We start from the raw sequence: 20,879 nt of genomic DNA on the forward strand, positions 1-20,879 counted from the left end.
TGAAATCAGCCGGTGCATGCAGAATGCCCCTGGCTTTGGCAAAGCGGACGGAGCGCACTTTAATGCCCTGCTCTCTGGCATTCTCCAGAATGGCCAATCCCTGGACAGGCAAATCGCGCCAAATCTGGATCGGGCCATTGATGCGCTCTCGCCCGTCGAGCACGCAATATTGTTGATTGGCGCCTATGAACTGATACACTACCCGGATATTCCCTACCGGGTCGTCATTAATGAGGCGGTTGAACTGGGCAAAACCTTTGGCAGCGCGGAGGGATATAAATACGTGAATGGGGTGCTGGATAAGCTGGCTGCGCGCGTGCGCGGCTGCGAAAAGCGATGACTGTATGCAATCTCTGACCGCCCTGCTTGAGCGCGATACCGCATTTGCCCGGCTCGCGCCGGGCGTTGAACAAATGGCGCAGCTGGCAGCGGATGTGTCCCGTCTGCTTCCAGACGGCCTTGCGCCCCATATTTTTGCTGGTCCGGTTCGGGAAGGGACGCTAACTCTGTTTGCAGCGCATGGCGCGCTTGCCGCGCGGCTGCGCCATCTTGAGCCTCATCTGGCGCAGAACCTGCAACGGCGCGGCTGGGCCATTCACGCGCTCAGAATCCGGATTCGCCAGCGCGCGCCCGTGGTTCCACCCGCGCCTAAAACAGCGCGCATTTCGCCCGCCGGCCTCTCTTGTCTGGATCAACTGCGCCGGCAACTCGCGCCTTCGCCGCTGCAGATGGCGTTGGCCCGCTTTATTGACCGTCATCTTCCACTCCTTACTCACTCATCCCCAGAATCATGACCGCTTCCATACATTCTGCGCCGCTTGTTTTTTCCGCTGAATTCACGCCATTGGGTTGGATAGGGGCGGTTGCAACGGGACAAGGCCTATGCTGGGTTGCCTTCGGCGCGGATCCACTTTCGCTGCGCGCGCACGCGCGACGCACATTTCAGCCCACGGCTTTAATAGAGGACGCTCAGGCGATTGAGTCATTGATGACGCCAATCCGTTCGTATCTGCATATGCAATCCAGAACGCTGGAAGTGCCTTTCGATACCCGTGCGAGCGCTTTTTGCGAGACAGTCTGGGGGGCGCTGCGCCGTATTCCCTATGGACAGACGCGCAGCTATACGGAGATTGCCGCAGCGATAGGCGCGCCGCGGGCCGTGCGCGCGGTCGCGAACGCCTGCGCGAAAAATCCGCTCGCGCTGATTACGCCCTGCCATCGCGTGATTCAGAAGAATGGCCGACTGGGCGGCTATCGTTGGGGCGTGGCGCGCAAAGCCGCGCTTCTAGCGCTTGAGAACAGGGGCAACACTCACGCGCGCGCTCAGAACCTGTTTACGATCTTACTGCGCACCCGTGATACAGGGTCGGGCGGTGCTCGGAATCCTCACATATATCAAATATGCTCCGCTTCCTGCGCTCCGTCCTTCCCTGTCTGACGGGCGCTCGTGACAGATCGTAAACAGGTTCTTCAGGCGCTCGCATCTTTGGCCGCTTCTTCTTCCACATCAGCCTCTTCTTCCTCTTCGTCCAGCATAATCAGATTGAGCACCTCGGCCACCGGCTCAAACAGTGGCTCAGGAATGGTCTCATCGACTTTGGCATCCCGCATCAGCTGCTGCGCGAGCGGGATATTGGCGACAATCGGTACCTGATACTGCTGTGCAATGCCGATCATGCGCAGCGCGTGATGGCCGGCGCCTTTTTCGGTCACAATGGGCAATGGGGTTTCATCCTGTTTGTAATACAGGCAAACGGCAATATGCGCCGGATTGCGGACAAGCACGCTTGAGCGCGCGACGCGCGAGGGCATATCGCTGCGCTGGACTTCTTCGTGCATCGCGCGCATCCGCTGTTTGATGGCCGGATTGCGTTCAATATTCTTGAATTCCTGTTTAATCTCTTCCTTGGACATCATCAATTGCTTCATCAATTGACGATGTTCAAACAGATAATCGATTGCGCCAAGCACCGTATAAAAAGCAATTAAACTGCCGAGCAGCCAGCCGCAGAGTTTGGCTAATACGGGAATGGCGCACTGCACGCCGCAATTGGGAAGAAAGACCAGCGATCTGCCGTAACGGCTCAGAATATAAAAAAACACCAGCGAGAGCAGCACCACCTTGAACAGAATCAGGAGCAGCGAATACAGCTTTTTCATTGAAAAAAGATTCTTCGCATTGCTGGCCGGGCTCAACGCGCTGAGCTGCGGCATGAGTTTTTTGGGGATGAATACCACGCCCGTTTGCACAAAGCTGGCGAGCATGGACACCAGCACCAATGCGATGGCCAGAGAACCGATAAAGCGGATCAATAATTGAATGCACAGAAGCGCGGTCTGTGTCAGGATTTGATCAAAGGGTAGAGAAATGGAGGCGGTGGCGTGTTTGAAGATGTTTTGTACGTCTGCCATCAACTTGGGGCCTTCAAGCCGGAACCACAATGCCGATACGATCAATTGGGCGCCATCAACAATCTCGCTGCTGCGCGCAATTTGCCCTTCTTTACGCGCATCCTGGCGTTTCTTGGGGGTGGGCTGCTCGGTTTTTGCTTCCATGCTTTACTGCTTTATTATTTGAGCTGACACACTTGCACGTCTCTCCCTATGTTTACCTCCGCCGTTTTTCAGATGCGCCGCCTGTTGCTTGCGACTTCGCTTCTGCTCACCGCGTGCGGGCAGCGCGGGCCTTTGTTTTTGCCGCAGGCGCTGCCTACCCCGCAGGGAAGCGCGCCTGCAAATACGCAGCAAACTCATCCTTGACTTCCGGATGACGCAACGCGAATTCGACCGTTGCCTTTAAATAGCCGAGTTTGCTGCCGCAGTCGAAACGCATGCCTTGATAGCGATAGGCGAGCGCCTGTTCGTCGTTCATCAGAGATCGGATCGCATCGGTCAATTGCAACTCGCCGCCCGCGCCTGGGCGCAGGGTACGCAGGTGATCAAAAATGCGCGGCTTCAGAATATAGCGCCCGACCACGCCTAAATTCGACGGCGCTTCTTCCGGCGCGGGTTTTTCAATAATGCCGGACAGATTGATAATATTGTGTTCCCACTCCCGGCCTTCAATGATGCCGTATGAACGTGAATGTTCAGGCGGAATTTCCTCAACGCCAATCAGCGAGCTGTGGTAGCGGTCAAAGTGCTCAACCATCTGCTTGAGCACTGGCGGTTCTCCATCCAGCAGATCGTCGGCAAGCACAACCGCAAACGGATGATCGCCGATTAATTTCTCCGTGCACAGAACCGCATGACCGAGTCCAAGCGCTTCCGGCTGGCGGATATAGAAGCAATCAATTTCAGGCGGTTTGATATTGCGCACCAGTTTCAGGAGGTGCTCTTTACCGCGCGCTTCGAGTTCGGCCTCCACCTCATACGATTTATCAAAGTGATCTTCAATCGCGCGCTTGCTGCGACCGGTCACAAAAATCATTTCCGTAATGCCGGCTGCAATCGCTTCTTCAACCGCATATTGAATCAGCGGCTTATCGACAATCGGCAGCATTTCTTTGGGACTGGCCTTGGTCACCGGCAAAAAGCGCGTGCCAAGCCCGGCGACAGGAAAAATGGCTTTGGTTAGTTTGAACATATCGATCCGTTTCCTAAGAACCTGTTCACGATCTTACTGCGCGCCCGTGAGCCGGCGTCGGGCGGTGCTCGGAATCCTCACATATGATGTATATGCTCCGGTTCCTGCGCTGCGCCGCGCAGGGCGGAGCAGGTCTGCCTCGCTTTGCGATGGAGGCGACCCCGGAGCGGCGCACTGCCCGCCGGGTTGCCGCGCGGCCTGTGGCCCGCCTTCACGGCCCGATCCCGCTTCGCGGGTCCCTCGGGCAGCGTTCCGGCGGGCCCTCCTTGGCTGACCGGCGCTCGTCACAGATCGTGAACAGGTTCTAAATCCGCGCGCGTTGCGCAATCAGCGCATCCCGAACCGCCTCATATTCCGAGGCGCGCTTGCGTTCCTGCCCAACAATCACTTCAGGCGCTTTGGACACAAAGGCTTCATTGCTGAGTTTGACGCGGCATTTGGAAAGCTCCGCCTCGATGCGCCGGATTTCCTTGTCCAGCCGCGCGCGCTCGGCAACCGGATCAGTGTCTGCTTTCAGCGCCATCTTCAGCGCGCCGGCGAATGCAACAGGCGCGCCGGACGCGGCTTGATTCAGCGCGCTTTCATCCGCGCAGTGCCTCACATCCGAAAGACGCGCGAGCGCGCGCATATAGGGCGCGAATGCAGTCAGCAGAGCCTCGTCGCCGCTCGCAAAAAGCGGTGCGCGAGCGCCCGGCGGCAATTGTATCTCGCCTCTGAGCGTCCGGCATGCCTCAATGGCGGTTTTAAGCTGCGCGACCCATCGCTCGGCGTCCGGATCGATTTTTTCCGGCTGCGCGCGCGGATAGGGCTGCACCATAATCGAATCTAGAGCTTTTTTCAGTGGCTTGCCCTGTGTCGCTTCTGCGTTTTCGGTATTCGGGATCGCTGCGGGGTCGCATCCATCGCGCTGCACGCGACGGAACCTGCTCCGCCCGCAGCGATCCCCATACTGTCTTCGCGCTTGCTCCTTGTGCAAGCTCGTCGCAAAAAGCTCTGGACGCTCTCTACAGCGCCCCACTAGCGGCGCAACGCTTTGCCATAAGGCTTCCGTGATAAAGGGCATCAGCGGATGCGCCAAGCGCAGCGATGTTTCAAGCGCATGCAGCAAAGTATGGCGGGTGACGCGCTGCTGCGTCTGTGTTCCCGTTTGTAGTTGCACTTTGGCAAATTCAATATACCAATCGCAGTATTCATCCCAGATAAACTGATAAATCGACTGTGCAATCAGATCAAAGCGGAAATCGGCAAAGTGTTTTTCAACCGCCGCACTGACTCGTTGCAGCGTGGAGAGTATCCAGCGGTCTGCGCGGGATTGAGCGTTTTGAATGTCGCGCTCATCTTCAGAATTGCGCTCGTCGTCCGAACAATGTATGAATACAAAGCGCGCCGCATTCCAAAGTTTGTTGCAGAAATTGCGATATCCCTCGCAGCGCGCCAGATCGAAATTGATATTGCGCCCGGGCGTCGCGAGCGATGCACAAGTGAAGCGCACTGCATCGGCGCCGAACGCCGGGATGCCATTGGGGAATGTAGTGCGCGTTTCTTTGGCAATCGCCTCGCTCTGCTTCGGGTTGAATAAACCCTGGGTGCGTTTCTCAACCAGAGCATCGCGCGCAATCCCGTCGATCAAATCAATCGGATCAAGTGTATTGCCCTTCGACTTGGACATTTTCTGGCCATGCGCATCGCGCACCAGTCCATGCACATAGACAGTTCCGAAGGGGATGCGGCCCGTAAGGTGCAGGCTCATCATCGCCATCCGAGCCACCCAGAAAAAGAGAATATCGAAACCGGTGATGAGTACCGATGAAGGCAGAAAGCGCGCCAACTCAGGGGATTCGGAAGGCCAGCCCAGCGATGAAAACGGCGCCAGCGCCGATGAAAACCAGGTATCAAGCACATCTTCATCGCGCCTTAATGCGCCGGCGTATCCGTTCGCGCGCGCCTGTGCATCCGCTTCACCTTCGCTGCGCGCTACATAAATACGTCCCGCGTCGTCATACCAGGCGGGAATTTGATGGCCCCACCATAATTGTCTGGAAATGCACCAATCCTGAAGATTGTCCAGCCATTGGCAGTAAATGCGGGCCCAGTTGTCGGGAACGAACCGAATCTCGCCGCGGCGCGCCGCGTCCAACGCGACCTCCGCCATTGTTTGGCCCGGATAATGCGCGCCCGCTGGCGCGGGCGTATTGACCGCGACGAACCACTGTTGAGTCAGCATCGGCTCAATCACCGCGCCGGAACGCTCGCCGCGCGGGACGCTCAGCGTATGCGGTTGCGAGGATTCCAGCAGCCCCTGTGCGCTCAGATCGGCAAGCACCGCGCGGCGCGCGCTCGCGCAATCCAGTCCGCGATAGCGCGCGGGAGCGTTGTCGTTCAGGGTGGCGTCGGGCCTTAGAATTTCAATGCACGGCAGCGCGTGCCGCTGGCCGATCTGGTAATCGTTGAAATCGTGCGCGGGCGTGACTTTAACCGCGCCCGTCCCGAATGTGCGATCTACACAGGCGTCGGCAATGACCGGAATTTCGCGTCCGCATAACGGCAATTGCACTTTTTTTCCGATCCACCTCTGGTAACGTTCATCTTCAGGATGCACCATGACCGCGACATCGCCGAGCAACGTTTCCGGTCGTGTTGTTGCCGCCACCAAAGCTGCGCCGCCGCCATCGACGAGCGGATAACGGATATTCCAAAGCATGCCCGCTTCTTCCTGATTAACCACTTCAAGATCGGATACCGCTGTACCGAGTTTCGGGTCCCAGTTCACTAAGCGCTTGCCGCGATAAATCAAGCCCTGTTCGTACAAGCGCACAAAAGCCTCGGTTACCGCTTGCGAGCGCGGCGCATCCATTGTGAAGTATTCGCGGTTCCAGTCAATCGACAGGCCCAGACGCCGCATCTGTTGCGTAATCGTCGAACCCGATGCCTTTTTCCACGCCCAGACGCGCTTGATAAACCCCTCGCGACCGAGCGCGCGGCGCGTGAGTTGCTGCACCTCCAGTTGGCGCTCGACGATCAGCTGCGTGGCAATGCCGGCATGGTCAGTGCCCGGTATCCAGAGCGTGTTTGCACCACGCATCCGGTGATAGCGCGCCAAACTGTCCATCAGCGTTTGCTCAAATGCATGCCCGATATGCAATGTCCCCGTGACATTCGGCGGCGGCAGTTGCATCGAAAAATCAGGCGCGCCGCGGGCGAAGGTTGGCCGCGCATCACCCCGCTTTTCCCTCTCGCCGCGCCATGCGTTTTCAATGGCATGCGGATCAAAGCTTTTATCGAGCGGCGCATTGGAATGAGTCATTAGAACCTTTATATTTTTTGAGCAGAGATGGCAAAGCGTTGAAATGCCCTGAATTATAGAGTCTGGCTTTAATCCTTCTCCTTTTCAGGCGCTTCAGCCGGAGTTTCTGTACGCGCCGGATGCGCAGGTTCTGTACGCTGATACGGGGCGGACGGTTGCGCGGCCATCAGTTGTGCATACCTATTGGCAGACGCGAGCATGGGCACGGTTTTTTTAGCTTTGAGCGGAACGGGCGCGCGCATGCCGTGGATGGGTCTGGGCGTAAAAGGCTGCACTTCATTGCAAAGCACAGAGAGCTTGCTGAACTGCCAGCCATTGTAGAGTGCGACGGCGGCGGCGCGATTGGTCGCGCCAAGCAATCTGAATACGCTCGCGAGATGGATTTTGACCGTGCCTTCGCTGATATTAAGCGCCCGCGCAATCATTTTGTTGGTATTGCCCATATGGACTAAACGCATAATCTGATGCTGGCGCGGTGAGAGCTGCGCCTGGGCCGCATCGGGATGACGCTCCAGTTCATCTGCAAAACGGGCGCGCCGTTCCGGCACCCGCGCCGTTTTTAAAAAGGCTGGATTCAGGATACAGGCGGGTACATAATGGCCGCCCATCAATACGAGCTCCAGCGCTCGCAGAATCACGCGCGGATCAAGACTGCGCGGGATGACGCCAAGAACGCCGGCGCAGAGCAGAGCATCGACGGTCGGTCGGGTGGCGTCGTCCGTCAGCACCGCAACCGACAGCGCAGGATATTCGCGCAACAGCGGCGACAGATCCGCGGTTTTCATCCAGTGATGTTGCCAGTCAATGACCAGCAGATCCGGCAGATCGCGCTTTAATGTGAAGTGTATTTGGCGCCAGTCTTTTGCTTCGGAGAATTTCGCACGGCGATCAATTTGACGCAACAGCGCTTTCAGTCCCTCACGCCGCTCGGATTGATCGTTCAATACAAAACACTTCACCTGAGAGCCCCCCATCATGCTGTATGCCGATAAAAAACGAGCCGCGCACACTTGAGCGCATCGGCCATGATTTATCTTGGCAAATTCATTGATCTTTTTCGCCTTCGCCAGAAGCAGTAAGAGAAACAATGGATGAATTAGGGCGCAACGTAGAAATAGAGGGGGTAAGTGCGTGAAAATGTAAACGCCGTCGAAAGACAAAGGCTTACGTCAATCGATGGGAATCAAAATGGCGCGCGGGACACAAAATTCCTGGTAGGCGCCGTCGCTCAGAATGCTTGCGATCAATAAAATATCTAGCTTATAATTTGCGGTTTTTGCATATTCCTGTACAGATAGATGGATGCTCGGCCAATCGTAGTCGAGATTGCAATGGAGAAGAACATGAGCCTTGGGCTGATAGCTCACAAAGTGGGCATGATGCGGCTTTTTACGGCGGAAGGGGAAGCCGTTCCCGTCACTGTGCTGAGCGTATCGAATAACCGCGTGACACAGATCAAGACGATCGCTTCCGACGGTTATAGCGCTGTACAGGTTGCGTTTGGAAAACGCCGCCCGTCACGTGTGACAAAGGCGCTGAAAGGTCATGTTGCGAAAGCGGGGGTCAACGCAGGCCAAGTCCTGCGGGAATTCCGCGTTGACCCTGAGCAAGTGGCCGGGTTGTCAAATGGCGCTGTGTTAGGCGCTGAGCTTTTCGAGCGTGGGCAAAAAATCGATGTACAAGGCGTGTCCATTGGAAAGGGATACGCGGGTACGATCAAGCGCCATCACTTTAACTCAGGGCGCACTTCACATGGTAACTCGCGCTCGCATCGCGTGCCCGGCTCGATTGGGCAATGTCAGGATCCAGGGCGTGTGTTCCGCGGAAAACGCATGACGGGCCATATGGGCGATAGAACAGTGACGGTTCAAAACCTTGTGATTGCAGGGATTGACGTCAAGCGTCAGTTGATTTCGGTCAAGGGCGCAGTGCCCGGCGCCAAGCAGGCTTTGGTGCGCATTACGCCAGCGGTCAAAGCGCGGCGGGCCAAGAAGGGAGTGCAATGATGCGGCTGAAGCGCTTGAGTCCGTCGGGCCTGGAAGGGAATATAACGGATCATATTGAGGTATCTGACGCGGTTTTTGATCGTGCTTATAATGAGGCGTTGATTCACCAGATTGTCGTTGCCTATCAAGCGAATGCGCGCTCTGGTACGCGCGCTCAGAAGGATCGCGGACAGGTGCGGCACTCCACAAAAAAACCGTGGCGGCAAAAAGGCACGGGCCGTGCACGCGCGGGTATGGTATCGAGTCCGCTTTGGCGCGGCGGAGGGCGTATTTTCCCAAACTCTCCAGAAGAGAATTTCTCTCAGAAAATCAACAGGAAAGTGTTCCGGGCTGGATTATGCTCAATACTTTCTCAGTTGGTCCGTGAGGATCGGCTGTTCCTGATTGAGCCGATTCAATTGGAAGCGCCTAAAACGCAGCTTCTTGCGCGGAAATTTAAAGAGATGGGACTGGATTCAGTGCTGATGATTATGGACCGTGTGGATGACAATCTGTTGCTTGCCTCGCGTAATTTGCCCCGCGTGGAAGTGGTCGAGCCGCATCATGCGGATCCGTTGTCCCTCATTCATTTCAAAAAGACGGTGATGACTCAGGCGGCGCTTGCCCGGATGGAAGGGTGGTTGTCATGAGTGCGCAAGTCAAGCACGGTCATCGTTTGCTGCAAATACTCCATTCCCCGGTGATTTCCGAAAAAGCAACATTATTGGCAGATAAGCGTTCGCAAGTCGTGTTCCGGGTGGCGCCGGATGCGAATAAACAAGAAGTGAAAGCCGCGGTTGAATGGCTGTTTAAAGTTGAAGTCAACGCGGTTCAGATTTTAAACAACAAAGGCAAAGCAAAGCGCGTCGGGCGTCTGATGGGACGCCGGAAAGATGTTAAAAAGGCCTACGTGTGCCTGAAGCCGGGGCAAGAAATTCATTTTGAGGCGGAGGCTTAACAAGATGACGCTTGTTTACGTTAAACCGACTTCTTCAGGCCGGCGCGGAATGGTGAAAGTCGTCAGCAAGAATTTGCACAAAGGCAAGCCATTCACTCCATTGTTGGGCGTGCGCCATAAAACTGCGGGACGCAACCATCATGGACGCATCACAACCCGTCACCGGGGCGGCGGGCACAAGAGGCGTTATCGCATCATCGATTTCCGGCGCAACAAGGATCATATCCCGGCCATCGTTGAGCGTCTTGAATATGATCCGAACCGGAGCGCGCATATTGCATTGCTGCGTTATGCCGATGGCGAACGGCGTTACATCATTGCGCCGAAAGGACTTGAGGCGGGCCAGTCGGTTTTATCGGGTTTGGAAGCGCCTATTCAAGTGGGGAATACGTTGCCGGTTCGTAATATTCCGGTCGGTACAACGATTCACTGTATTGAAATGCTGCCGGGCAAAGGCGCGCAAATCGCCCGTTCAGCGGGCGCATCGGCGATGCTGCTAGCCAGAGAAGGGCGTTATGCGCAATTGCGTTTGCGTTCAGGCGAGATCCGCCGCGTGCATATTGAATGCCGGGCAACCATTGGCGAAGTAGGCAATGATGAGCATAATTTACGTCAGATTGGCAAGGCGGGCGCGAATCGCTGGCGCGGTATCCGTCCGACAGTGCGGGGCGTTGCAATGAATCCAGTGGATCATCCGCATGGCGGCGGAGAAGGCAAAACAGCGGCTGGACGCGATCCGGTCAGCCCTTGGGGGACACCGACCAAAGGTTATCGTACACGCCGCAACAAATGCACAGCGGCGATGATTGTGCAACGCCGCAATAAAAAACGTTAAGGAAAACAGGCAAGGATAGTGAATGTCGCGTTCTATTAAAAAGGGTCCGTTTTGCGATCTCCATTTGTTGAAAAAAGTCGAAGCAGCGACCGCAAAGAATGATAAAAGACCCATCAAAACTTGGTCGCGCCGGTCAACGATTTTTCCAGATTTTATCGGTCTCACCATTGCGGTACATAATGGCCGTCAGCACATTCCCGTCTATATTTCAGAAAATATGGTGGGCCGTAAACTCGGCGAGTTTGTGTTGACCCGCACCTTCAAAGGTCATACTGCGGATAAAAAAGCTAAAAAATAGAGAGAACCATGAAAGTGAATGCCATTCACCGCAGCGCCCGCATTTCGGCGCAGAAAACGCGGCTTGTCGCGGATCAGATCCGGGGTTTATCAGTAGACCGCGCTTTGAATATGCTCGCGTTCTCCCCCCAAAAGGCGGCTGGAATTGTGAAGAAAGTGGTTGAATCTGCAATTGCAAACGCGGAACATAATCAGGGTGCGGACATTGATGACTTGAAAATCCAGTGTATTTGTGTCGATAAAGCAAAATCATTCAAGCGTTCGAGGGCGCGCGCCAAAGGGCGCGGTCATAGAATCGAGAAGCAGACATGTCACATTGCTGTGACGGTTGGAGATTAAAAGGTTCACATGGGACAAAAAATACATCCAACAGGTTTCCGTCTGGCGGTCAGACACAACTGGGTCTCGCGCTGGTATGCAGCAAATACGCAGTTTGCGCAGATGCTGAAAGAAGATATCAATGTGCGTGATTATCTGAGGCAGAAGCTGAAAGCGGCGTCTGTGGGTCGGATTGTGATTGAACGTCCCGCAAAAAATGCCCGGATTACGATTCATAGCGCGCGGCCAGGCATTGTCATCGGTAAAAAAGGCGAAGACATCGAGCTGCTGAAAACTGAGCTGCAGCGCAGAATGGGCATCCCGGTGCATATCAATATCGAGGAAGTGCGCAAGCCAGAAATCGATGCGCAATTGATTGCGGATTCCATTGCTCAGCAGCTTGAGCGGCGCATCATGTTTCGCCGGGCGATGAAGCGCGCGATGCAAAATGCAATGCGCCTGGGTGCGCAAGGCATCAAGATCAAGAGTTCAGGCCGGCTAAACGGCATTGAAATTGCGCGTACCGAATGGTACCGCGAAGGGCGCGTTCCTCTGCATACATTACGTTCCGATATTGATTATGCAATTTCGGAAGCCGAAACCACGTATGGCATTATTGGGATAAAGGTCTGGGTCTATAAAGGGGATGTACAGACGCAATATCGTGTGCCCCAGGCAGACAGAATGCCCGATGAGAAGCGCTCGCGGCGCGTGCCTCCAGCAGAGCGCCGTGGAAGACGCCGCAGTGAGGGCGGGGTGAATCATCGCTTGTCCTCGGCGCGCCGTCCAGCGGCGCGTAATGCAGCGGATTCCACCGCTGAAGGCGCTTCTAAATCAGCAGAATAAATACTCTTGCAAGTGAAAAGATATGCTACAACCCAAACGGAGAAAATTCCGCAAAGAACACAAAGGGCGTAACACGGGCGTTGCAAGCCGTGGTACGGCAGTGTCCTTTGGCGAATATGGCTTGAAGTCGATTGGCCGCGGCCGTTTAACCTCGCGTCAAATCGAAGCGGCGCGCCGCGCGATGACTCGCCATATTAAGCGGGGGGGGCGTATCTGGATCCGTATCTTTCCGGATAAGCCGATTTCCCGTAAGCCAGCCGAAGTGAGAATGGGAAATGGTAAGGGCAACCCAGAGTATTATGTGGCTGAAATCCAGCCCGGAAAAATGTTATATGAAATGGATGGCGTTCAGGAAACGCTGGCGCGCGAGGCATTCCGCCTGGCGGCGGCAAAGTTGCCTTTAAGAACAGTGTTTATTGCCCGGCAGTTAGGGACTTAGAGCATTTTTCAGCGGCTTGCCCTGTGTCGCTTCGCGCTCCTTGGGTAATCTCACTGAAAAATGCTCTAACTGGATACGTAATATGATGAAAACGACAGAATTGCGCGCGAAAGATCGCGCTGCGCTGAACGCCGAGTTATCGGCCCTGTTAAAAGCAAGTGTGGGCTTGCGTATGCAATTGGCGACTCAACAACTGACAAATACCAGTCAGTTGAAAAAAACGCGCCGTGCGATTGCAAGGGTGAAGACGATATTGACCGAGAAGGCAATCAGCAATGGACAGTAATATAAAAGATATGCCGCCGTCGATCAAACGGACCTTGGTTGGTGAAGTCGTCAGCAACAAAAGAAACAAGACAGTGGCCGTACTTGTGAAGCGTCGTGTAAAGCATCCTCTGTATGGAAAATACGTGGTGCGTGCGAAAAAGTACCACGCGCATGATGAGGCCAATGCATACAATGAAGGAGATCGCGTTGAGATTCAGGAAACGCGGCCATTCTCGAAGACAAAATCCTGGGTAGTGTCGCGCTTGATAGAGACAATACGGGTTGTTTGAATATGATGCAGCTTGAGAAGCGCTACTTTTCGTTTCCGACTTTCTTGCAAAAATTCAAGGGTTGTTTATAATGTTCAGTTTTTTTCATTCGCGCGCGTTTTGTGTCCCTGGAACCTGTTCACAAATTGTAGCGAGCGGGCAGCAGGCAAGGAGGGCCCGCCGGAACGCTGCCCGAGGGACCCGCGAAGCGGGATCGGTTTGTTGCGGCGGGCCAAGCCGCGCGGTAGATTCGTGAACAGGTTTTTATACCGGTTGGCAGCCGGTCAGCTAGCTAGAGCATTTTTCACTGATTTTTCCTATGTCGCTTCTGCGTTTTCGGCATTCGGGATCGCTTCGGGGTCGCATCCATCGCGCTGCGCGCGACGGAACCTGCTCCGCCCGCATCGATCCCCATACTGTCTTCGCGTTCGCTCCTCGGGCAAATCGACTGAAAAATGCTCTAGATTAACCAAACACCTTTATGATTCAAACCGAAACTGAGCTTCAAGTGGCTGATAATACCGGGGCGCGCCGCATTTTGTGTATCAAGGTTTTAGGCGGCTCAAAACGGCGCTACGCTGGGATAGGGGACGTGGTGAAAGTCACGGTCAAGGAAACTGCGCCGCGCGGGCGCGTGAAAAAAGGGGAAATTTATAATGCCTTGGTGGTACGGACGGCCAAAGGCATACGCCGCATGGATGGTTCCCTGATTAAGTTTGATCATAACGCCGCCGTATTGCTCAGTGCCAAGCTTGAGCCAGTCGGAACCCGTATTTTCGGTCCGGTGACGCGCGAGTTGCGCAATAAATATATGAAAATCGTATCACTCGCGCCTGAAGTCTTATAAAACGGTGGATTGATGAAAAGAATACGTAAAGGGGATCAGGTCATCGCGATTGCTGGCCGTGATAAATCTAAGCGCGGGGTTGTGCTGAAAGTGATGGGCGAAAGAGTCATTGTGGAAGGGCTGAATCTCGTCAAAAAGCATGTGAAACCCAATCCTGCCAAGGGAACAATCGGCGGGATAGAGCATAAGACGATGCCTATCCATATCTCCAATATTGCGCTCTTGGATGCAAATGGCAAAGCGTCGCGCGTGGGATTCAAGATTGAAGAGGGTAAAAAGCTCAGGTTTTTGAAAACAACGGGCGCGGCGCTCAATACCTGATATCGCGAGGATAGGAATGACGCGTTTGCAGCAGTTTTATAAAGAGAAAGTGGTGCCCGAACTGATTCAGAGGTTTGGTTACCGGTCTGTAATGGAAGTGCCCAGGCTGCGTAAAATCACATTGAATATGGGTTTGGGGGATGCGGTTACTGACAAGAAGATCATTGAAAATGCGGTAGCGGATTTAACGCGGATCGCCGGACAAAAACCTGTCGTGACACGTGCGCGGCGCGCGATTTCAGGTTTCAAGATTCGTCAAGGTTATCCCATCGGCGCGATGGTGACCTTGCGGGGCCGAAGGATGTTTGAATTTCTGGATCGCTTAATTAATGTTGCGCTGCCGCGTGTGCGTGATTTCCGGGGCGTGTCGCCGCGAGCGTTCGATGCGCATGGCAACTATAACTTGGGCATCCGGGAGCAGATTATTTTCCCTGAGATTGACTACGACAAAATTGATCAATTACGCGGCATGGATATCAATATCAGTATCGACACGAAAAGCGTCGAAGAAGCGGAAGCGCTTCTGAGTTGTTTTAAAGTTCCATTCAGGGCAAAGTGATGGCTAAACGCGCCCTGATTGAACGTGAAAAGAAGCGCGCCCGCCTGGTGCAAAAATATGCCGCAAAGCGCGCCGCTCTTAAAAAGATGATAGATGACCAAAGCCAGACACAGGAAGCGCGCTATCACGCGCGTCTGAAATTACAGCAATTGCCGCGCAACGCGAATCCCACCCGGCAACGTAACCGCTGCGCGCTTACGGGCCGTCCGCGCGGGACATTCCGGAAATTTGGCTTGGCGCGCAGCAAAATCCGTGAGATTGCATTCCGCGGAGAAATTCCTGGCGTAATCAAAGCGAGTTGGTAGTGCAGGCGACAAAGGAAAAATATCGATGAGTATGAGTGATCCAATTTCCGATATGTTGACACGCGTGCGCAATGCACAGATGGTCAACAAGGTATCGGTTGTGATGCCCTCTTCCAGAGTCAAGGCTGCGATTGCGCAGGTTTTAAAAGATGAGGGCTATATTGAGGATTTCTCAGTCCATACAGAGCGTTCCCATACGCAATTACAGCTATCGCTTAAATATTATGCGGGCCGGCCCGTGATTTCGCGTATCAAGCGTATCTCCCGTCCCAGCCGGCCGATCTACAAAAGCGCCCGTAATATTCCACAGCTCATGAATGGTCTGGGTACTGTGATTGTGTCGACCACAAAAGGGGTGATGACGGATCGGCACGCTCGCTCGCTTGGTATCGGCGGAGAAATCATGTGTATGGTCGAATAAAGGTTCAGGCATATGTCTCGTATAGGTAAAAAGCCGATTGCCTTGCCAAAGGATGTCGAGGTTTTAATCAAAGAAGGCGCGATTACCGTTAAGGGCGTGTTAGGCGCGCTTTCTTTGGATATCCATCCCCTGATTCAGATTGTTCATGATGATGAAGGCGCGCTGAAATTTGAAATGGCCCGCGAAGGGCGGCAGGCAAAAGCGATGTTAGGCACAACGCGAGCGCTGGTTGCAAACATGGTGCAAGGCGTGAAGCATGGATTTGAGCGCAAATTAACGCTTTCTGGGGTGGGTTTTCGTGCGCAGGTACAGGATAACCAGTTGAGTTTATCTGTGGGTTATTCTAATCCTGTGTTGCATCGGATGCCGGAGGGTATCAAAGTAGAAACGCCGGCCCAGACTGAAATCGTGGTTAAAGGCATCGATAAGCAGCAAGTCGGACAAGTCGCTGCGAATGTGCGCCGTTCCCGCCCGCCAGGACGGTATAAGGGCGAGGGCGTGCGTTACGCCAATGAGAAGGTGATTCTGAAAGAAACGAAGAAGAAATAGGGGCGTGATGGATAAAAAGCAAACTCGCATCCGGCGCGCTGCCCGTACGCGCGCCAGAATTGCCCGGTTGAATGTGCATCGGCTGTCGGTGCATCGTACAAATGCGCATCTCTATGCGCAAATATTTTCGCCCTGCGGTACTCAAGTTCTTGCCAGCGCTTCCACGCTGGAAGCAGAGGTGCGTCAGCAATTGTCTTCCAAAGGCAGCAATATAGCCGCCGCAACCTTTATTGGGCATCGCATCGCCCAGAAGGCGAAGGCCGCCGGCATTGAATCGCTTGCATTTGACCGTTCCGGTTTCCGTTATCATGGCCGTGTGCGCGCTTTGGCCGAAGCGGCGCGTGAAGCCGGTCTTAAATTTTAGGGAAAAAGTCCGTTATGGCAAGGATGCAGGCGAAAGCGCCGCTCGAAGAGCGTAATGATGGCCTTCGGGAAAAAATGATTTCAGTCAAGCGCGTGACCAAAGTGGTCAAAGGCGGGCGTATTTTAGGCTTTGCGGCGCTGACGGTCGTGGGCGATGGGGACGGGCGCATTGGTATGGGTAAAGGCAAGGCGAAAGAAGTCCCATCGGCTGTTCAGAAAGCGATGGAGCAAGCGCGCCGGAATATGTTCAAAGTGTCGTTAAGGAATGGCACATTACAGCATGAAACCCCAGGTAAACATGGGGCGACGACAGTGTTAATGGCGCCTGCCAAAGAAGGCTCCGGAATCAAAAGCGGCGGGCCGATGCGCGCTGTGTTCCACGTGATGGGATTGCGGAATGTCACGGCCAAGATTCATGGCTCAACGAACGCATATAACGTAGTTCGGGCAGCGCTGAATGGCTTGCGCAAGCAGATGACGCCTGCTGAAATTGCCGCTAAGCGTGGAAAATCCGTTGAAGAGCTTAGGGCTTAAGGTTTTTTATGTCGAATAAAACAATCCGAATCCAGCTTGTGAAAAGCCTGATTGGCACCCGCCAATCGCATCGAGCCACTGTACGGGGTCTCGGTCTGCGCCGTTTAAATTCTCAGTGTGAATTACAGGATACGGCTGAAGCGCGCGGGATGATCAATAGAGTGTCCTATTTAGTTAAAATTGTCAGCTAGAGCATTTTTATCGAAAAATGGAATTGAATACGCTAAAACCCGCGAGTGGTTCGAAATCTCCGAGGCGCCGCGTGGGGCGGGGAATAGGGAGCGGTCTTGGAAAAACAGCGGGCCGTGGCCATAAAGGGCAAAAATCGCGCGCCGGCGGTTTTCACAAGATCGGCTTTGAAGGCGGTCAAATGCCTCTGCAAAGGCGTTTGCCAAAACGGGGTTTCACTTCCCTGACAAAAAAATTTATTCAAGAAGTCCGTCTTTCCGAGCTCCAGAAATTAACAGCGGATGAAGTTGACCTCTCCCTATTAAAACAAGCGGGTATCGTCAGCGTATTAGCGCGTCAAGCCAAGATTATCGCGACGGGTGAGTTAAAGCGTAAAGTAAGCCTGAGAGGTTTGAGAATGACAAAAGGCGCGCGCATCGCAATAGAAGCGGCGGGCGGTTCAATTTCTGATTTGTAGCCGGAGAGTTTTTTGGCGACCCGTCCAAATCCTGCAAAAACAGGGCAATCCGCCCCAAAATATGGCGACCTGTTGAAGCGGGGAATATTCTTATTGCTTGCGCTGGTCGTCTACCGGATTGGCGCGCATATTCCTGTGCCAGGAATTGACCCTGATCAACTCTCCAAGCTCTTCCAGAGTCAGGCCGGTGGGATTCTGGGTATGTTTAACCTGTTTTCAGGAGGCGCCCTATCACGTTTTACGGTATTTGCATTAGGCATCATGCCCTATATCTCGGCATCGATCGTGATGCAATTGCTGACGATGGTCTCTGCGCAATTGGAAGCGCTAAAAAAGGAAGGGCAGGCGGGTCAGAGAAAGATTACGCAATATACGCGTTATTTTACGTTGGCATTGGCGACATTTCAGGCCTTCGGCATCGCTATGGCGCTGGAAAAACAGGCTGGACTCGTGATTGATCCGGGGATCATGTTCCGTTTGATGACCGTATTGACGCTTGTCACTGGCACCATGTTTTTGATGTGGCTGGGCGAGCAGATTACCGAGCGGGGCCTAGGCAATGGTATTTCAATCATTATCTTTGCGGGTATTGCGGCTGGCTTGCCCAATGCAATCGGTGGACTTTTCGAGCTGGTCCGTACCCATTCGATGAGCATTATCTCAGCTCTGTTGATTATCGTTCTGGTTGCGGCAGTCACGTATCTGGTAGTATTTATTGAGCGCGGCCAAAGAAAGATTCTTGTAAATTATGCTAAAAGACAAGTGGGCAACAAGATGTATGGCGGACAATCTTCCCATCTGCCATTGAAATTGAATATGGCGGGCGTTATCCCGCCGATTTTTGCATCATCGATTATTTTATTTCCAGCGACGATTGCGAGCTGGTTCAGCGCCGGCGCAGGCACCCGCTGGTTGCAGCATATCGCAACCCTTCTTGCGCCAGGCCAGCCTCCTTATGTGATTTTATACGCATTAGCGATTGTTTTCTTCTGTTTTTTCTATACGGCGCTGGTATTTAACAGCCGGGAAACGGCGGATAATCTGAAAAAGAGCGGCGCTTTTGTGCCAGGCATCCGGCCAGGAGAGCAGACCGCGCGCTATATCGATAAGATTTTGACACGGCTCACGCTTGCGGGCGCTATTTATATTGTGTTCGTCTGTTTGTTGCCGGAATTTCTGGTGTTGCGCTGGAATGTGCCCTTTTATTTTGGAGGCACTTCTCTGCTGATTATCGTTGTAGTGACGATGGATTTTATGGAACAGGCGCGCTCTTATCTGATGTCGCAACAATATGAATCACTGCTTCGCAAAGCGAATTTCAAGGGCGGGAAATTTCCTGTCCGTTAACTGAAGAATATGGCCAAAGACGATGTGATTCAGATGGAAGGAGAAGTGATGGCAAGCCTTCCTAATGCGATGTTCCGCGTAAAACTGGAAAATGGACATACCGTACTTGCACATATCTCAGGAAAAATGCGTATGCATTACATCCGTATTTTGGAAGGGGATAAGGTGAAAGTTGAGATGACCCCCTACGATTTGAATCGTGCCCGGATTGTGTTCCGGGCGAGAGCTTAATGCGGTTTGCCCTAGAGCGTTTTTCAGTCGATTTTTGAATGAGGAATTTAAAATGAAAGTTATGGCATCGGTAAAGCGAATTTGCCGTCATTGCAAAATTATTAAACGCAAACGTGTGGTGCGGGTGATCTGCCGTTCAGATCAGCGTCATAAACAACGTCAAGGTTGAAGTCCAGATTTTGACAGGCTCCAAGATCGCGAAGGAACCATAAAATGGCCCGTATTGCTGGCATCAATCTCCCCAACCACAAGCATACCGTCATTGGACTCACGGCCATTTACGGTATTGGCCGCCCGCGCGCCCAGAAGATTTGTATTGCTGTAGGCGTGCCTTTGACAAAAAAAATCAGAGACCTGGACGATACCGAGCTTGAAAAACTGCGTGAACAGGTTGGACGGTATCAGGTCGAAGGCGATTTGCGCCGAGTAGTGACAATGAATATTAAACGCTTGATGGATATGGGCTGTTATCGCGGCGTCAGGCACCGTCAAGGCTTGCCGGTGCGCGGACAGCGGACGCACACAAACGCGCGCACGCGCAAAGGGCCGCGGCGCGCAGCGCAAGCGCTCAAGAAATAAACAGCCATTGTTATCATCATAGGAACCATTATGGCCAGGACTTCAAATACCGCTGCTCAGCGCGCGCGCAAGAAAGTCAAGAAAAATGTTGCCGAAGGCGTGGTTCATGTCCACGCATCTTTTAACAATACCATCATTACCATCACTGACCGGTCTGGAAATGTGCTTGTATGGGCGACCTCTGGGGGGCAAGGCTTTAAAGGATCACGTAAATCAACGCCGTTCGCCGCTCAGGTCGCCGCGGAATCCGCGGGGCGCGCGGCGCTTGAGTGCGGCGTCAAGAGCCTTGAAGTCAGAATCAAAGGCCCTGGTCCGGGTCGCGAGTCTTCAGTGCGCGCATTGCATGGTTTAGGGCTGAAGATTACGACTATTTCTGATGTGACGCCGGTACCGCATAACGGATGCCGGCCGCCAAAACGCCGGCGTATTTAAAGGAGGAAAGAGGAAGTGGCACGCTATCTCGGCCCCAAAGCCAAGCTATCCCGCCGCGAGGGCACGGATCTTTTTCTGAAAAGCGCGCGCCGTCCGCTGGCGGACAAATGCAGGCTCGATAGTAAACCGGGCCCTCATGGCCGCGCATCGGGAAGCCGTTCTTCCGACTACGGCAGTCAGCTTCGTGAGAAGCAAAAGGTTAAACGGCTCTATGGCCTGCTTGAACGTCAGTTCCGCCGTTACTTTGCGCACGCAAAGCGCCGGCGCGGCAACACCGGCGAACTGCTGCTGCAGTTACTCGAATCGCGTCTTGATAATGTGGTCTATCGAATGGGTTTCGGGTCAACGCGCGCAGAAGCGCGGCAGCTTGTAAGCCATCGCGCTATTTTAGTGAATGGCCGGATTGCCAATATTGCCTCTCTCCAGGTGAAGCCAGGCGATACAGTTACGATACATGATAAGGCAAAACAGCAAACCCGTATTCAAGAAGCGGTTTCGTTGGCTGAACAGATGAATTTTCCGGGCTGGGTCACGGTCGATGCCAAGCAACTGGAAGGCATATTCAAGCAGCCCCCGCAGCGGGACGAAATTGCGGGCGATATCAATGAAAGTTTAATTGTTGAACTCTATTCACGGTAAAA

General features: G+C 53.8%; 35 protein-coding genes. 30 read left to right on the forward strand and 5 right to left on the reverse strand.

Features of this window, described 5'->3' with window-relative positions:
- From nusB to CAGGBEG34_RS04395, 3 genes are all read left to right on the forward strand, one after another.
- Positions 1-340, forward strand: a 340-nt coding sequence (gene nusB, locus CAGGBEG34_RS04385; RefSeq protein ID WP_042688118.1) for a transcription antitermination factor NusB, incomplete at its 5' end; no start/stop codon positions are given.
- Between the two features lie 4 nt (positions 341-344).
- Positions 345-794, forward strand: a complete 450-nt coding sequence (locus CAGGBEG34_RS04390) for a DciA family protein (protein ID WP_006682622.1) — start codon at positions 345-347, stop codon at positions 792-794.
- A complete protein-coding gene (locus CAGGBEG34_RS04395; RefSeq protein ID WP_006682623.1) occupies positions 791-1,438 on the forward strand; it encodes a methylated-DNA--[protein]-cysteine S-methyltransferase in 648 nt (215 codons plus the stop codon). Before CAGGBEG34_RS04390 ends, CAGGBEG34_RS04395 begins: the two co-directional genes overlap by 4 nt.
- 32 nt (positions 1,439-1,470) lie before the next feature.
- Here the strand turns inward: CAGGBEG34_RS04395 and CAGGBEG34_RS04400 are convergent, their stop codons facing one another.
- The gene (locus tag CAGGBEG34_RS04400) at positions 1,471-2,556 is read right to left on the reverse strand and encodes an EscU/YscU/HrcU family type III secretion system export apparatus switch protein (RefSeq protein WP_006682624.1); all 1,086 of its coding nucleotides are present in this window, start codon (positions 2,554-2,556) and stop codon (positions 1,471-1,473) included.
- Positions 2,557-2,628: 72 nt separating this feature from the next.
- Here CAGGBEG34_RS04400 and lptM point away from each other — a divergent pair, with 72 nt between their 5' ends.
- Complete coding sequence (lptM, locus tag CAGGBEG34_RS12160) at positions 2,629-2,760, forward strand: LPS translocon maturation chaperone LptM (RefSeq protein WP_102033274.1); 132 nt, start codon at positions 2,629-2,631, stop codon at positions 2,758-2,760.
- Here lptM and galU read toward each other — a convergent pair.
- The 3 genes from galU to CAGGBEG34_RS04420 all read right to left on the reverse strand — a co-directional run bounded on the left by galU (position 2,711) and on the right by CAGGBEG34_RS04420 (position 7,849).
- Positions 2,711-3,586, reverse strand: coding sequence for a UTP--glucose-1-phosphate uridylyltransferase GalU (galU, locus tag CAGGBEG34_RS04405; protein WP_006682625.1), 876 nt, complete (start codon positions 3,584-3,586; stop codon positions 2,711-2,713). The genes lptM and galU overlap by 50 nt on opposite strands.
- A 304-nt stretch (positions 3,587-3,890) precedes the next feature.
- Positions 3,891-6,890, reverse strand: a complete 3,000-nt coding sequence (locus CAGGBEG34_RS04415) for a valine--tRNA ligase (RefSeq protein WP_006682626.1) — start codon at positions 6,888-6,890, stop codon at positions 3,891-3,893.
- Between the two features lie 68 nt (positions 6,891-6,958).
- On the reverse strand, positions 6,959-7,849 hold the full coding sequence (locus CAGGBEG34_RS04420) for a LuxR family transcriptional regulator (RefSeq protein ID WP_006682627.1): 891 nt from the start codon (positions 7,847-7,849) through the stop codon (positions 6,959-6,961).
- A gap of 372 nt (positions 7,850-8,221) precedes the next feature.
- On the opposite strand from CAGGBEG34_RS04420, the gene rplC reads away from it, so the two are divergent.
- From rplC to rpsQ, 10 genes are all read left to right on the forward strand, one after another.
- A complete protein-coding gene (gene rplC / locus CAGGBEG34_RS04425; RefSeq protein WP_006682628.1) occupies positions 8,222-8,896 on the forward strand; it encodes a 50S ribosomal protein L3 in 675 nt (224 codons plus the stop codon).
- Entirely contained in the window at positions 8,896-9,525 is a 630-nt protein-coding gene (gene rplD / locus CAGGBEG34_RS04430) for a 50S ribosomal protein L4 (protein ID WP_006682629.1), read from the forward strand. The genes rplC and rplD overlap by 1 nt, the downstream gene beginning before the upstream one ends.
- Positions 9,522-9,833 (forward strand): 50S ribosomal protein L23, encoded by a 312-nt coding sequence (gene rplW, locus CAGGBEG34_RS04435; protein WP_006682630.1) that lies wholly within the window; start codon positions 9,522-9,524, stop codon positions 9,831-9,833. Before rplD ends, rplW begins: the two co-directional genes overlap by 4 nt.
- Positions 9,834-9,837: 4 nt before the next feature.
- Entirely contained in the window at positions 9,838-10,668 is an 831-nt protein-coding gene (gene rplB, locus CAGGBEG34_RS04440) for a 50S ribosomal protein L2 (protein ID WP_006682631.1), read from the forward strand.
- Positions 10,669-10,690: 22 nt separating this feature from the next.
- Positions 10,691-10,966, forward strand: coding sequence for a 30S ribosomal protein S19 (gene rpsS / locus CAGGBEG34_RS04445; protein ID WP_006682632.1), 276 nt, complete (start codon positions 10,691-10,693; stop codon positions 10,964-10,966).
- An 8-nt stretch (positions 10,967-10,974) separates the two neighbouring features.
- Complete coding sequence (gene rplV / locus CAGGBEG34_RS04450) at positions 10,975-11,304, forward strand: 50S ribosomal protein L22 (protein ID WP_006682633.1); 330 nt, start codon at positions 10,975-10,977, stop codon at positions 11,302-11,304.
- Positions 11,305-11,313: 9 nt separating this feature from the next.
- A complete protein-coding gene (rpsC, locus tag CAGGBEG34_RS04455; RefSeq protein ID WP_006682634.1) occupies positions 11,314-12,129 on the forward strand; it encodes a 30S ribosomal protein S3 in 816 nt (271 codons plus the stop codon).
- Positions 12,130-12,151: 22 nt separating this feature from the next.
- Positions 12,152-12,568 carry a 50S ribosomal protein L16 gene (gene rplP / locus CAGGBEG34_RS04460; RefSeq protein ID WP_006682635.1) on the forward strand — a complete coding sequence of 139 codons (417 nt, stop codon included), beginning with the start codon at positions 12,152-12,154 and terminating at the stop codon, positions 12,566-12,568.
- A gap of 85 nt (positions 12,569-12,653) precedes the next feature.
- A complete protein-coding gene (rpmC, locus tag CAGGBEG34_RS04465; RefSeq protein ID WP_042688134.1) occupies positions 12,654-12,854 on the forward strand; it encodes a 50S ribosomal protein L29 in 201 nt (66 codons plus the stop codon).
- A 10-nt stretch (positions 12,855-12,864) separates the two neighbouring features.
- Positions 12,865-13,125 (forward strand): 30S ribosomal protein S17, encoded by a 261-nt coding sequence (rpsQ, locus tag CAGGBEG34_RS04470; protein ID WP_006682636.1) that lies wholly within the window; start codon positions 12,865-12,867, stop codon positions 13,123-13,125.
- Between the two features lie 296 nt (positions 13,126-13,421).
- On the opposite strand, the gene CAGGBEG34_RS11940 is transcribed toward rpsQ, so the two are convergent.
- The gene (locus CAGGBEG34_RS11940) at positions 13,422-13,547 is read right to left on the reverse strand and encodes a hypothetical protein (RefSeq protein ID WP_275226128.1); all 126 of its coding nucleotides are present in this window, start codon (positions 13,545-13,547) and stop codon (positions 13,422-13,424) included.
- A gap of 38 nt (positions 13,548-13,585) precedes the next feature.
- Between CAGGBEG34_RS11940 and rplN the strand changes: the two genes are divergently transcribed.
- From rplN to rpsD, 16 genes are read left to right on the forward strand one after another with little or no spacing between them, the layout of a single operon-like run.
- On the forward strand, positions 13,586-13,951 hold the full coding sequence (gene rplN / locus CAGGBEG34_RS04475) for a 50S ribosomal protein L14 (RefSeq protein ID WP_006682637.1): 366 nt from the start codon (positions 13,586-13,588) through the stop codon (positions 13,949-13,951).
- 12 nt (positions 13,952-13,963) lie between these two features.
- Positions 13,964-14,272 (forward strand): 50S ribosomal protein L24, encoded by a 309-nt coding sequence (gene rplX, locus CAGGBEG34_RS04480; protein WP_006682638.1) that lies wholly within the window; start codon positions 13,964-13,966, stop codon positions 14,270-14,272.
- A gap of 16 nt (positions 14,273-14,288) precedes the next feature.
- Entirely contained in the window at positions 14,289-14,831 is a 543-nt protein-coding gene (rplE, locus tag CAGGBEG34_RS04485) for a 50S ribosomal protein L5 (RefSeq protein ID WP_006682639.1), read from the forward strand.
- Complete coding sequence (gene rpsN / locus CAGGBEG34_RS04490; protein ID WP_006682640.1) at positions 14,831-15,136, forward strand: 30S ribosomal protein S14; 306 nt, start codon at positions 14,831-14,833, stop codon at positions 15,134-15,136. The genes rplE and rpsN overlap by 1 nt, the downstream gene beginning before the upstream one ends.
- Before the next feature lie 25 nt (positions 15,137-15,161).
- Positions 15,162-15,557, forward strand: a complete 396-nt coding sequence (rpsH, locus tag CAGGBEG34_RS04495) for a 30S ribosomal protein S8 (RefSeq protein WP_006682641.1) — start codon at positions 15,162-15,164, stop codon at positions 15,555-15,557.
- A 12-nt stretch (positions 15,558-15,569) separates the two neighbouring features.
- Complete coding sequence (gene rplF / locus CAGGBEG34_RS04500) at positions 15,570-16,106, forward strand: 50S ribosomal protein L6 (protein WP_006682642.1); 537 nt, start codon at positions 15,570-15,572, stop codon at positions 16,104-16,106.
- Positions 16,107-16,113: 7 nt separating this feature from the next.
- On the forward strand, positions 16,114-16,470 hold the full coding sequence (rplR, locus tag CAGGBEG34_RS04505; RefSeq protein ID WP_006682643.1) for a 50S ribosomal protein L18: 357 nt from the start codon (positions 16,114-16,116) through the stop codon (positions 16,468-16,470).
- A 14-nt stretch (positions 16,471-16,484) separates the two neighbouring features.
- Positions 16,485-17,003 (forward strand): 30S ribosomal protein S5, encoded by a 519-nt coding sequence (rpsE, locus tag CAGGBEG34_RS04510; protein WP_006682644.1) that lies wholly within the window; start codon positions 16,485-16,487, stop codon positions 17,001-17,003.
- 8 nt (positions 17,004-17,011) lie between these two features.
- Positions 17,012-17,194, forward strand: a complete 183-nt coding sequence (gene rpmD, locus CAGGBEG34_RS04515; protein WP_006682645.1) for a 50S ribosomal protein L30 — start codon at positions 17,012-17,014, stop codon at positions 17,192-17,194.
- A 17-nt stretch (positions 17,195-17,211) separates the two neighbouring features.
- Entirely contained in the window at positions 17,212-17,649 is a 438-nt protein-coding gene (gene rplO / locus CAGGBEG34_RS04520; RefSeq protein WP_006682646.1) for a 50S ribosomal protein L15, read from the forward strand.
- A 12-nt stretch (positions 17,650-17,661) separates the two neighbouring features.
- Entirely contained in the window at positions 17,662-18,996 is a 1,335-nt protein-coding gene (gene secY, locus CAGGBEG34_RS04525; RefSeq protein WP_042688122.1) for a preprotein translocase subunit SecY, read from the forward strand.
- 9 nt (positions 18,997-19,005) lie between these two features.
- Positions 19,006-19,227, forward strand: coding sequence for a translation initiation factor IF-1 (gene infA, locus CAGGBEG34_RS04530; protein ID WP_006682648.1), 222 nt, complete (start codon positions 19,006-19,008; stop codon positions 19,225-19,227).
- 52 nt (positions 19,228-19,279) lie between these two features.
- Positions 19,280-19,396 carry a 50S ribosomal protein L36 gene (gene rpmJ, locus CAGGBEG34_RS10085; RefSeq protein ID WP_006682649.1) on the forward strand — a complete coding sequence of 39 codons (117 nt, stop codon included), beginning with the start codon at positions 19,280-19,282 and terminating at the stop codon, positions 19,394-19,396.
- Between the two features lie 44 nt (positions 19,397-19,440).
- On the forward strand, positions 19,441-19,806 hold the full coding sequence (rpsM, locus tag CAGGBEG34_RS04535; protein ID WP_006682650.1) for a 30S ribosomal protein S13: 366 nt from the start codon (positions 19,441-19,443) through the stop codon (positions 19,804-19,806).
- Positions 19,807-19,836: 30 nt separating this feature from the next.
- Positions 19,837-20,238 (forward strand): 30S ribosomal protein S11, encoded by a 402-nt coding sequence (rpsK, locus tag CAGGBEG34_RS04540; protein WP_006682651.1) that lies wholly within the window; start codon positions 19,837-19,839, stop codon positions 20,236-20,238.
- A gap of 15 nt (positions 20,239-20,253) precedes the next feature.
- Entirely contained in the window at positions 20,254-20,877 is a 624-nt protein-coding gene (rpsD, locus tag CAGGBEG34_RS04545) for a 30S ribosomal protein S4 (protein WP_006682652.1), read from the forward strand.
- Positions 20,878-20,879 lie beyond the last annotated feature (2 nt).

It is taken from the genome of Candidatus Glomeribacter gigasporarum BEG34 (genome assembly GCF_000227585.1).
Taxonomy (GTDB): domain Bacteria; phylum Pseudomonadota; class Gammaproteobacteria; order Burkholderiales; family Burkholderiaceae; genus Glomeribacter; species Glomeribacter gigasporarum_B.